Raw genomic sequence first — 10002 nt, 5'->3', positions numbered from 1 at the left:
CTGCGGGCGGCGCCGGTGGTCGCGGCCGCGGGCGCCGGCATCCTGATCGGCCGCCGCACCAAACGCTGACCCCCACCACCGGCCGGCTCATGACCGGCCGGCTCATGCGCGCCGACATGCGCGTGTCGGCCTGGACGGGCGCCCCCGGGACGGTTCCTTTGGACGGTCCCGGGGGCGCCCCGTGTCGTTTGACCGGCGCCTGACCGAAACCGGTATGCCCGTTTAGAGAGGTCGTGGGGGGTAGGGGGGTGCATGAACGTCCCCCACACAAGGAGATGACATGACTGGGCCGATCGCCCAGCAGACCTCGGGCACCTCAACAGTGCAGCGCGGCGGATCGAGCAGCAGCAGCCTCGCCGACGTCGTCGACCTGATCCTGGAGAAGGGTCTGGTCATCGACATCTACGCGCGGGTGTCGCTGGTCGGCATCGAGATCCTCACGGTGGACGTGCGGATCGTGGTCGCCAGCGTCGACACCTACCTGCGGTTCGCCAAGGCGGTGAACCGGCTCGACATCGCCCACGACGGCACCTCGCAGGGCCTCCCGCAGTTCGTGGAGGGCATGCAGGAGTCGGGCGCGAAGAAGAAGACCCGGGGCGCGCTGGAAGGCGCCGGCGAACGGCTGAAGGAGACCTTCGGCGGCGGCTCCAACGACGAAGAGGACGAGGACAAGGAGCCCGCGCGGCGCCGGTCGTCCCGTAAGAAGGAGGACGACGAATGACCTCCCCGAACGAACCCGGCGAGGACAAGACCCCCCAGTACGTGTACGGGGTGACGCGTTCCGGCGCTGCCCTGCCCGGCGACGTGGCGGGGCTGGACGACCGGCCGGTGCGGCTGGTCGAGGACGGCGGCCGCTGCGCCGCGGTCGTCAGCGACCTGCCCGCGGGCCGTCCGCTGGGCGAGCGCGCCGACCTGGTGGCGCACCAGCGGGTGCTGAACGCGCTGCTGGACGCGGGCCTGGTGGTGCTGCCGTTCCGGTTCGGCGCCGCGCTGTCGGACCCCACCGCGGTCCGCAATGAGCTGCTGGAGGGCAACTCCGACCGGCTCGGGCAGGTCATGGACCAGCTCGAGGGCCGGGTGGAGCTGCGGCTGAAGGCCACCTACGTCCAGGAGACGGTCCTGCGGGAGATCATGCAGTCCGAGCCGGAGGTCGCCGAGCTGTCGCAGCGGCTCCGCGAGGTCCCCGCGGACGTCGCCGACGCCGTCTACTACGACCAGGTCCGCCTCGGCGAGCTGATCGCCCAGGCGATGGACCGGCGCCGCGAACACGACGGGCAGGTGCTGCTGGAAGCGGCCGCGCCCGCCGCGGAGGCGTTCGTGCGCAAGACCCCCGCCCGCGAGGAGGACGTCCTGGACGCCTCGTTCCTGGTGCGCGCCGACCGCCGCGAGGTGTTCGAGAAGGCCGTGGAGGAACTCGGCAACGCGCACGCCGACCGGATCCGGCTGCGGCTGATCGGACCGCTGCCGCCCTACGACTTCGTCCCGGAGGCCTGAATGGGACTGTTCACCGGCCTGGTGACGCTCCCGCTGGCACCTGTGCGCGGCGTGGTGTGGCTGGCGGAGGTGCTCACCGAGCAGGCCGAGCAGCAGCTGTACGACCCCGGCCGGATCGCCGCGGAGATGCAGGAGATCGCCGACCAGGTCGCCGCGGGCGAGATCGACGACGACGAGGCCGCGGCCCGCGAAGAGGAACTGATCGCCCGGCTGCACGAGGGCCACGCCCGCGGCCTGTAGCGGGCGCGGCCGTAGAGGGAGGCCAGTGATGATGTCGGCGTCCGAGGCCGCCAAACGGGCGGCCGAGCACGTGACGGCGATGACCGGGCGCACCGCCGAGAGCGTCGTCGGGATCGAGCGCGCCGGCGAGGACGGCTGGCGCGTGTGCGTGGAGGTGGTGGAGACCCACCGCATCCCCGACTCCGCCGACATCCTCGCCATCTACGACACCGAGGTCGACGCGGACGGTGAGCTGGTGTCCTACCGGCGCGTACGCCGCTACCCGCGCGGCCGAGTGGAAAGGGACTGAGGACCATTGAGCGAGATCTCCTGGACCGGCTCCCGGGGCCCCGCCAAGTCGATGGCGGGGGAGCGGCAGTCGGCCAACCTGGCCGACCTGCTCGAGCGGATCCTGGACAAGGGCATCGTGATCGTCGGTGACATCCGGGTGAACCTGCTGGACATCGAACTGCTGACGATCAAGCTGCGGCTGCTCGTGGCCTCGGTCGACCGCGCCCGCGAGATGGGCATCGACTGGTGGGAGCACGACCCGTCGCTGTCGTCCAAGGCGCGCACCGCGCAGTCCGAGCGGTCCGGCGGCGACGGGCGCGTCGAAGGCGGCGCCGACCAGGAGCTGCTGGAGGAGAACCGGCGGCTGCGCGAGCGGCTCGCCGCACTGGAAGCGGGCTCCACCGGTTCCGCTTCCGCCGAGGGCGCCGGCTCGCCGGCCCGGGCGCAGGAGAAGGAGGCCGGATCATGACCGACCACCGCACCGTCGCCGAGCACGCCCCCGGCGGGAGCATCGGTGAGGACCTCGCCGTCTACCTGTACGGGGTGACGCGGGGACTGGACCCCGCCGCGCTGGACGACACGGCCGGCGTGGCGGGCGCACCCGTCCGCGCCGTGCCGTCCGCCGGGCCCGGCGGGCTGACCGCGCTGGTCAGCACCGTCCGGCTGGACGAGTACGGCGAGGCGGCGCTGCGCGAGAACCTGGAGGACCTGGCGTGGCTGGAGGCGACGGCCCGCGCCCACCACGAGGTGGTCGACCGGGCCGCGCACGCCGCGCCGACCGCGCCCGTACGGATCGCCACGATCTACCGCGACGACGCGCGGGTCGCGCAGGTCCTCGCCGAGCAGGGCGACCGGTTCGCCCAGGCACTGGACCGGGTGACCGGCCGCGCCGAGTGGGGCGTCAAGGCCTACGCGCACCGCGACGCCCTCGAAGCCGACGAGCCCGCCGAACCGCCCCAGGCCGCTGAATCCGCGGGACCGGCGCCCGGTCCCGCGGCGCAGGGGCCCGGGGCGGGGACGGCGTATCTGCGGCGCCGCCAGCAGGAGCGGCAACGCCGCGCCGACGCCGGCCGCAAGGTCAGCGAGCAGGCCACGGCGATCCACGACGGCCTGGCCGCCCTCGCGGTGGCCTCCCGCCACCACCCGCCGCAGGACCCCAAGCTGTCGGGCCACGCCGGGGTGCAGATCCTCAATGCCGCCTACCTGCTGGACGAGGACGACGCGCCAGGGTTCGCCGACGCGGCCCGGGCGGCGGGGGAGCGGTACCCCGGGATCGAGGTGGAGGTGACGGGGCCCTGGCCGCCCTACTCCTTCATCGACACCACCACCCCGGAGGCCGCGGAGAACGCGCCGCAGGGGGCGCCGCGGTGACGGCCGTCCTGGACTCCGGCCGCGACGTCCCGCTGGAGCGGGTCGCGCTGGTCGACCTGCTGGACCGGCTGCTGGCCGGCGGCGTGATCATCACCGGTGACCTGGTCATCTCCATCGCCGAGGTGGACCTGGTGCGGGTGTCGCTGCGCGCGCTGGTCACCTCGGTCCGCAACGAACTGCTGCGCGGCGACGAAATGCTGCGCGAGGAGGAAGCATGAACCCCGCACCCCACGGTCACGACCCGGCGCGCGGTCCGGGCCGCCCTCGCGGCGGGGACCGCGCGCCGGTGTCGGGTGAGGTGTCGGTGCGCGACCCGGCGGCGGGCGACCCGCTCACCGACGACATCCTGGCCGGACGCACCGGCGGCGCGTCCGGCGAGGCCCCGGTCCGCGCCACCCGCGCGTCCGCCCACGCCTCGGCGCTGCGCGAGCAGTCGTCGCGCACCATGCAGCGGCTGCGCACCGACCCCGAGACGGTCGAGCGGGACCTGGTGAAGCTGGTGCTGACGCTGGTGGAGCTGATCCGGCAGCTGATGGAGCGGCAGGCGCTGCGCCGCGCCGAGGGCGGCGACCTCAGCGACGAGCAGGTCGAGCGGCTCGGGCTGGCACTGATGCGGCTGGACGAGGCGATGACCCGGCTGAAGGACCACTTCGACCTGGAGGACGGCGACCTGAACCTCGACCTGGGGCCGCTGGGCCCGCTGCTGCCAGAGTGACCCCGCCCGCCGTCAGCGGGGCGGCTGGTGGTCTGGACGGTCGGCGGGGGCGCCGGGGTTGACGGCGGTGCCTTTGAAGAAGGTGTAGTGGAACGTGCCGCCCTCGCCGGCGGTGCGGCGCAGGTCCCCGATGCCGCGGTCGAACTCCTCCGGTGTGGTCAGGCCCGCGGCCAGGGCCTCGCCGCGGACGGCCTCCACCATCGGGATGAAGGTGTTGCGGGTGAACCCCTCCACCAGCGCCGGGCGGCTCTGGTCGGCGTACACCGTGCGGGGCCGCACCGTGACCTGCCGGTATCCGGCGGCGGTCAGCAGGGGGTGCAGGCGGCGCCCGATGAGCGCGTCGCCTCCCGCGGCGGCCTGCAGCCGGACCTGGTGGCCGATCGCGGCGCGCGCGGCGGCGCTGTCGGGGTGGAAGAACGCCGATCCGTGGTCGCCCTCGATCACGGTGAGGGTGCCGCCGGGCCGTAGGACCCGCCGCAACCCGGCCAGGGCGGCGGCCGGGTCGGGCAGGTGCTCCAGCACGAAGCAGACGAACAGGTGGTCGAACGCGGCGCCGGGGAACGGCAGGTCGTGCAGGTCTGCGCGTAGCCACCGGACCTGGGCGCGCGGGTACCGCGCCGTCACTCGCTCGCGGGCCCGCGCCAGGGACGCGGCGGACACGTCGACGGCGGTCAGGTCGACGCCGGGGGAGGCCGCCAGCAGGTGGACGGTCTGGGCGCCCACCCCGCAGCCGACCTCCAGGACCCGCGCACCAGGCGGGAAAACGCTGCCCGGATCCCGGTGGCCGTCCTGGCCGGTGGTCGCGCCGTGCAGCAGCGCGGCGAGGGTGTCGGCCTGGTCGCCGAGCCGCCGCGCCTCGTGCGCCGAATAGCCGTGAACGTAACCGGGCGCCTCGCCTGAGGGGCGCCCGGAAGCGGTCGCTGTTTCCATGTGCCCACCGTCCCGCCACAATGGCCTGATGCACAGGTCCAATGGCGACGCACCCGACCGGTCCATAGCCGGGCCGGAAACCAGCCCGCAGACGGCCTCGGCGACGGGCCCGCGGACGGGGGCGGACTTCCTGCAGCTCGACACCGCCGACGCGCCGCCCGGCGGCATGGCCGACTGGCTCGCCCGGCGGCTGCGCGAGGCGAACGGCGACGGACGCCTTCCCGTCGGCAGCCGCCTGCCCGCCACCCGCGTCCTGGCCGCCGACCTGCGCGTGTCCCGGGGCGTGGTCACCGACGCCTACCAGCGGCTCATCGACGCCGGGCCCGTCGCCGGCCGCCGCGGCGCCGGCACCATCGTCGTCGCCGCACCCCTCACCGCCCCACCCGCGTCCCCTACGCCGGGCGCACCCGACGCGCCGGGCCGGCCGGTGTTCCCCGGCCGGCCCGGCGCCGACGTGTTCGACGTCCTGCGCGCCGCCCCCGCCCGCATCGACCTGACACCCGGCGTCCCCGACCTGGCCGCCTTCCCCCGCGCCGCCTGGCTGCGCGCCGAACGCCGCGTCCTGTCCGCCCTGTCCGCGCCGTCCTTCGGCTACGGCGACCCCCGCGGCACGCCCGCCCTGCGCGCCGCCGTCGCCGGGTGGCTCGCCCGCAACCGCGGCGTCCGCGCCGACCCCGCCGACATCGTCATCGTCGCCGGCACCGCCCAGGCGCTCGGCCTGCTGTCCCAGGTGCTGCGCGCCACCGGCGTCGACACCGTCGCCGTCGAGGACCCCGGCTCCCTCGGCGCCCGCCAGCACCTGACCCACTGGGGCATGCGCACCCCGCCCGTCCCGGTCGACGACCACGGCGTCCGCGTCGACGCTCTGCGCCGCTCCGGCGCCCCCGCCGCCCTGCTCACCCCCGCCCACCAGTTCCCGACCGGCACCGTCCTGGACGGCGCCCGGCGCCGCGAGCTGATGGACTGGGCCACCGCCGGCGGCCTGGTCATCGAGGACGACTACGACGCCGAGCACCGCTACGACCGGCCGCCCGTCCCCGCACTGCGCGCCATGCTGCCCGACCGCGTCCTGTACGCCGGCAGCGTCTCCAAGCTCCTGGCGCCCGCGCTGCGCACCGGTTGGGTGATCGCCCCGCCCCGCCACCGCGACGCGCTCGTGGACGCCAAACGCTTCGCCGACCTCGGCAACGCCGCGCTGCCGCAGCTGGTCCTGGCCGACCTGATGGAGTCGGGGGAGCTGGAGCGGCAGCTGCGGCTGCTGCGCCGCCGCCACCGCGCCCGCCGCGACGCGATGATCGCCGCGATCCGGGACCGGCTGCCCGGCGCGGTCGTGCACGGCGCCGCCGCCGGCCTGCACCTGCTCGTCACCTTCCCCGGCCGCCCCGGTCTCGGCGACACCGACCTGGCCGCCGCCGCCCTCGCCCGCGGCGTGAAGACCCAGCCGCTGTCCTGGCACGCCCAGCGGCCCGGCCCGCCCGGCCTCGTCCTCGGCTACGCCGCCACCGCCCCCTCCGCCATCGACGACGGCGTCACCGCGATCGCCGCCGCCCTCCACGCCCTCACCTGACCCCGGCCACACCCCTTCGACCCGCCAGCCCCGTGCCGGCTCGGGTCGGCTCGGTGGAGGGGCGGGTCAGGCGGCCAGCAGCTCCGCTTCCCACAGATCCCGGTACGGACCCGGCACCGCCACCAGCTCGTCGTGACGGCCCCGCTGCACCACCCGGCCGCGGTCCATCACCACCACCTCGTCCGCCGCGCCCAGCGCCGCCAGCCGGTGCGTGACCAGCAGCAGCGTCCCGCCCCCGGGCCCCGACAGCAGATCCCGGGTGAGCTCGTCGGCCATCACCGGGTCCAGCGCCTCCGCCGGCTCGTCCAGCACCAGCACCGGCGGATCGGCCAGCAGCGCCCGCGCCAGCAGCAGCCGCTGCCGCTGCCCGCCCGACAACCCGTGCCCGCCCGTCCCGACCGGGGTGTCCCACCCGTCCGGCAACGCCTCCACCACCTCCAGGAACCGTGCCCGCCGCGCCGCCGCCTCCAGCTCGCCCGGCGTCGCGTCCGGACGCGCCAGCAGCAGATTCGCCCGCACCGACCCGCCGAAAACGTGCGCGTCCTGCATCAGCCCCCGCACCCCGGCCCACACACCCGGACCGCCGGGCAGCGACACATCGTGTCCGCCCAGCAGCACCGCGCCCGACACCGGCACCACCTCACCCGACACCGCCGCCAGCAGCGTGCTCTTGCCCGCACCGCTGGCGCCCACCACCGCGACCCGCCGGCCCCCCTCCACCCGCAGATCCACCCCGTCCAACGCCACCCCGCCCACCGCATCCGGCACGCCACCACGATCCGGGTACGCGACCCGCACACCCAGCAACTCCACCGCCAGCGGCCCGGCCGGTAGCGCTGCCGGACGCACCGGACGCGGCACCGGGGGAGCGGCCAGCACCGCACCCACCCGCCGCACCGCAGGCCACACCTCCCGCAGCCGCTGCGCGGCCGCCGCCAGCGGCAGCACCGACTCCACCGCCACCAGCGCCGTCAACCCCGCCACAGCCGCACCCACCTGATCCCCAGCGCCCGAACCGCCCCGCAGCACCACCCACACCACCGCCGCCACCACGCACCCCTGCACCGCCACACCGGCCCCGGCCACCAGCGCCGACACCCGCGCCGCCGCACGCTCCGCACCCCGCAACCGCCCGGCGGCGTCCCCGGCCGCGCCGGCGAACCTGCCGTCCGCGCCGAACATCTTCAGATCCGCCGCACCCTCCAGCACGTCCAGCGCCCGCACCGCCAGCTCCTCCCGCCCCGCCGCGACCCGAGCCGCCGCACGGCCGCTCGAGCGAGCCGCCACGACCGCCAGCGCCGGCCCCGCCACCAGCAACCCGACCGCCAGCACCATCGCCGCCACCGGCGCCACCAGCCCGCACACCGCCACGCCCACGACCCCGCACACCACCGCCGCGACCCCCGGCAGCACGCACCGCAACAGCAGGTCCTGCACCGCCTCCACGTCCGACACCATCCGCGTCAGCAGCCCGCCGTCCCGCAGCCCCGCCTCGGCCGGACGCCGCGCCGCCAGCGCGTCGAACACCCGCCCCCGCAGCTCAGCCAACGCCCGCAACGCCGCGTCATGCCCCGCCAGCCGCTCCACATACCGCAGCGACCCCTTCGCCAGCGCCAGCCCCCGCACCGCCACGATCGACACCGACAGCACCGCCAGCTCCGGACGCTGCGACGCCCGCGCGATCAGCCACGCCGCCGCCGCGACCAGCCCCAGCCCGCACACCTCCGCCGCGACACCCGCCAGCGCCGCCGCCACCAGCCGCGCCGCATGCGGACGCACCGCACCCCACAGCCCCCTCACGCCGCCTTCCCCTCTCGCAGCCCCACCGGCACCTCAACCCGGCCGCCCTCCAGCCGCACCACCCGGCCCGCCAGCGACAACAACGCCGGACGATGCGCCACCAGCAGCGCCGTCCGCCCCTCCAGCAGCCGCGCCGCACCCTCCACCAGCGCCCGCTCACTGCGCACGTCCAACCGCGCCGTCGGCTCGTCCAGCAACATCACCGGACCACCCGCCAGATACGCCCGCGCCACCGCCAGCCGCTGCCGCTGCCCCGCCGAAACCCCCGCGCCGCCCTCACCGAGCACCGTCGCATACCCCTGCGACATTCCCGCGACGAACCCGTCGGCGACCGCCGCCCGCGCCGCCTCCACCACCCGGTCCAACCCCGCGCCCGGGTCACCCAACCGGATGTTGTCGGCGACCGACGCCGCGAACAGATGCGGACGCTGCGGCACCCACCCCAGGCGCCGCCGCCACGCCACCGCATCCATGTCCGCCAGATCGACGCCGTCCACCAGCACACGCCCCGACACCGGACGCACCAGACCCGCCACCACCAGCAACAACGTCGACTTCCCGGCACCCGACGGACCCGTTACCGCGACCCGCTCACCCGCCGCGATCCGCAGCGACACCTCCTCCAGCGCCGCCCCGTCCGCGCCCGGGTACCGCACCGTCACGCGGTCCAGCACGATCTCCGGCACGCCCTCGCCCACCACGGCCCGCCCTCCGGACGGCGCGGGCGGCGCGTCCAGCACCCCGAACGCCTCCTCCGCCGCCGCGACACCCTCCGCACTGGCATGGAACCGCGCCCCCAGCGCCCGCAACGGCAGATACGCCTCCGGCGTCAGCACCAGCACCAGCAGCCCCGTCGACAACCCCATGCCGCCCTCCAGCAACCGCAACCCCACCGGCACCGCCACCAGCGCCACCGACAACGCGCACACCAACTCCAGAACCAGCGACGACAAGAACGCGATCCGCAACGCCCCCGTCGTCGCCCGCCGATGCTCCTCCGCCAGCGCCCGCACCACACCCGACTGGTGACCCGTCCGGCCGAACGCCCGCAACGTCGAAAGCCCCGCCACCACGTCCCGGAAATGGCCCCCGAGCCGATGCAGCGACGCCCACTGCCGGCCCGTGAGCGCCGCCGTCCGCATCCCCACCAGCACACCGAACACCGGCACCAACGGCAACGTCACCAGCACCACCACCGCCGACGCCCAATCCGCCGCCACCAGCCGCGCCACCACCAGCGGCGGCATCACGCACGCCGCCAGCAACTGCGGCACATACCCGGCGAAGAACGGATCCACCGCGTCCAAACCCCGCGTCAGCAACGTCACCCGCGCACCCGCATCTGGAGCCTCGCCGCGCAGCAGCGCCTCCCGCAGCCCCCGCTTCACCTCCGCCGCCGCACGCCCCGCCACCAGCGACGACACCCACGCCAGCACCGCACGGCCCGCCACCGCCGCCACCAGCCACGGCAGCAGACCCGCGTCCAACCCCGCGACCGCCTCCGCTAGCAGACCCGCCGCCACCACCATCAGCACACCCTGCGCCGCCGCCAGCACGCCCAGCGCCACCAGCACGCGGCGGGGGAGAAGCCCCAGCAGTCGCCGCTCCACACCCT

12 protein-coding genes are annotated in these 10002 nt (G+C 75.7%); 9 read left to right on the top strand and 3 right to left on the bottom strand.

The genetic code is table 11. From position 1 onward, the window contains the following. Positions 1-280: 280 nt before the first annotated feature. Genes gvpJ through ABD296_RS25790 form a run of 8 tightly spaced genes read left to right on the top strand, consistent with a single transcriptional unit; the run spans position 281 to position 4090 of the window. On the top strand, positions 281-721 hold the full coding sequence (gvpJ, locus tag ABD296_RS25825) for a gas vesicle protein GvpJ (RefSeq protein WP_344272135.1): 441 nt from the start codon (positions 281-283) through the stop codon (positions 719-721). Then, positions 718-1494 carry a GvpL/GvpF family gas vesicle protein gene (locus ABD296_RS25820; RefSeq protein WP_344272132.1) on the top strand — a complete coding sequence of 259 codons (777 nt, stop codon included), beginning with the start codon at positions 718-720 and terminating at the stop codon, positions 1492-1494. The genes gvpJ and ABD296_RS25820 overlap by 4 nt, the downstream gene beginning before the upstream one ends. Beyond that, a complete protein-coding gene (locus ABD296_RS25815; protein WP_344272129.1) occupies positions 1495-1734 on the top strand; it encodes a gas vesicle protein GvpG in 240 nt (79 codons plus the stop codon). 28 nt (positions 1735-1762) lie between these two features. Then, positions 1763-2023 carry a gas vesicle protein GvpO gene (gene gvpO / locus ABD296_RS25810; RefSeq protein WP_344272126.1) on the top strand — a complete coding sequence of 87 codons (261 nt, stop codon included), beginning with the start codon at positions 1763-1765 and terminating at the stop codon, positions 2021-2023. 6 nt (positions 2024-2029) lie between these two features. Further along, complete coding sequence (locus tag ABD296_RS25805; RefSeq protein WP_455363864.1) at positions 2030-2473, top strand: gas vesicle protein; 444 nt, start codon at positions 2030-2032, stop codon at positions 2471-2473. Beyond that, complete coding sequence (locus ABD296_RS25800) at positions 2470-3375, top strand: GvpL/GvpF family gas vesicle protein (protein WP_344272123.1); 906 nt, start codon at positions 2470-2472, stop codon at positions 3373-3375. Before ABD296_RS25805 ends, ABD296_RS25800 begins: the two co-directional genes overlap by 4 nt. Further along, complete coding sequence (locus ABD296_RS25795) at positions 3372-3593, top strand: gas vesicle protein (protein WP_344272120.1); 222 nt, start codon at positions 3372-3374, stop codon at positions 3591-3593. Before ABD296_RS25800 ends, ABD296_RS25795 begins: the two co-directional genes overlap by 4 nt. Next, the gene (locus ABD296_RS25790; RefSeq protein WP_344272117.1) at positions 3590-4090 is read left to right on the top strand and encodes a gas vesicle protein K; all 501 of its coding nucleotides are present in this window, start codon (positions 3590-3592) and stop codon (positions 4088-4090) included. Before ABD296_RS25795 ends, ABD296_RS25790 begins: the two co-directional genes overlap by 4 nt. Positions 4091-4102: 12 nt before the next feature. On the opposite strand, the gene ABD296_RS25785 is transcribed toward ABD296_RS25790, so the two are convergent. Then, positions 4103-5020, bottom strand: coding sequence for an L-histidine N(alpha)-methyltransferase (locus ABD296_RS25785; RefSeq protein ID WP_344272114.1), 918 nt, complete (start codon positions 5018-5020; stop codon positions 4103-4105). Positions 5021-5048: 28 nt separating this feature from the next. Here ABD296_RS25785 and pdxR point away from each other — a divergent pair, with 28 nt between their 5' ends. Beyond that, positions 5049-6587 carry a MocR-like pyridoxine biosynthesis transcription factor PdxR gene (gene pdxR / locus ABD296_RS25780; RefSeq protein ID WP_344272111.1) on the top strand — a complete coding sequence of 513 codons (1539 nt, stop codon included), beginning with the start codon at positions 5049-5051 and terminating at the stop codon, positions 6585-6587. A gap of 66 nt (positions 6588-6653) precedes the next feature. On the opposite strand, the gene cydC is transcribed toward pdxR, so the two are convergent. Both cydC and cydD read right to left on the bottom strand, forming a co-directional pair. Next, positions 6654-8387, bottom strand: a complete 1734-nt coding sequence (cydC, locus tag ABD296_RS25775) for a thiol reductant ABC exporter subunit CydC (protein WP_344272108.1) — start codon at positions 8385-8387, stop codon at positions 6654-6656. Next, the gene (gene cydD / locus ABD296_RS25770; protein ID WP_344272104.1) at positions 8384-9997 is read right to left on the bottom strand and encodes a thiol reductant ABC exporter subunit CydD; all 1614 of its coding nucleotides are present in this window, start codon (positions 9995-9997) and stop codon (positions 8384-8386) included. The genes cydC and cydD overlap by 4 nt, the downstream gene beginning before the upstream one ends. Between the last annotated feature and the right edge of the window lie 5 nt (positions 9998-10002).

The sequence above is a fragment of the Actinomadura napierensis genome (assembly GCF_039529375.1).
GTDB classification, from domain to species: domain Bacteria; phylum Actinomycetota; class Actinomycetes; order Streptosporangiales; family Streptosporangiaceae; genus Spirillospora; species Spirillospora napierensis.
This window is presented reverse-complemented; position numbering and strand designations above follow the sequence as displayed.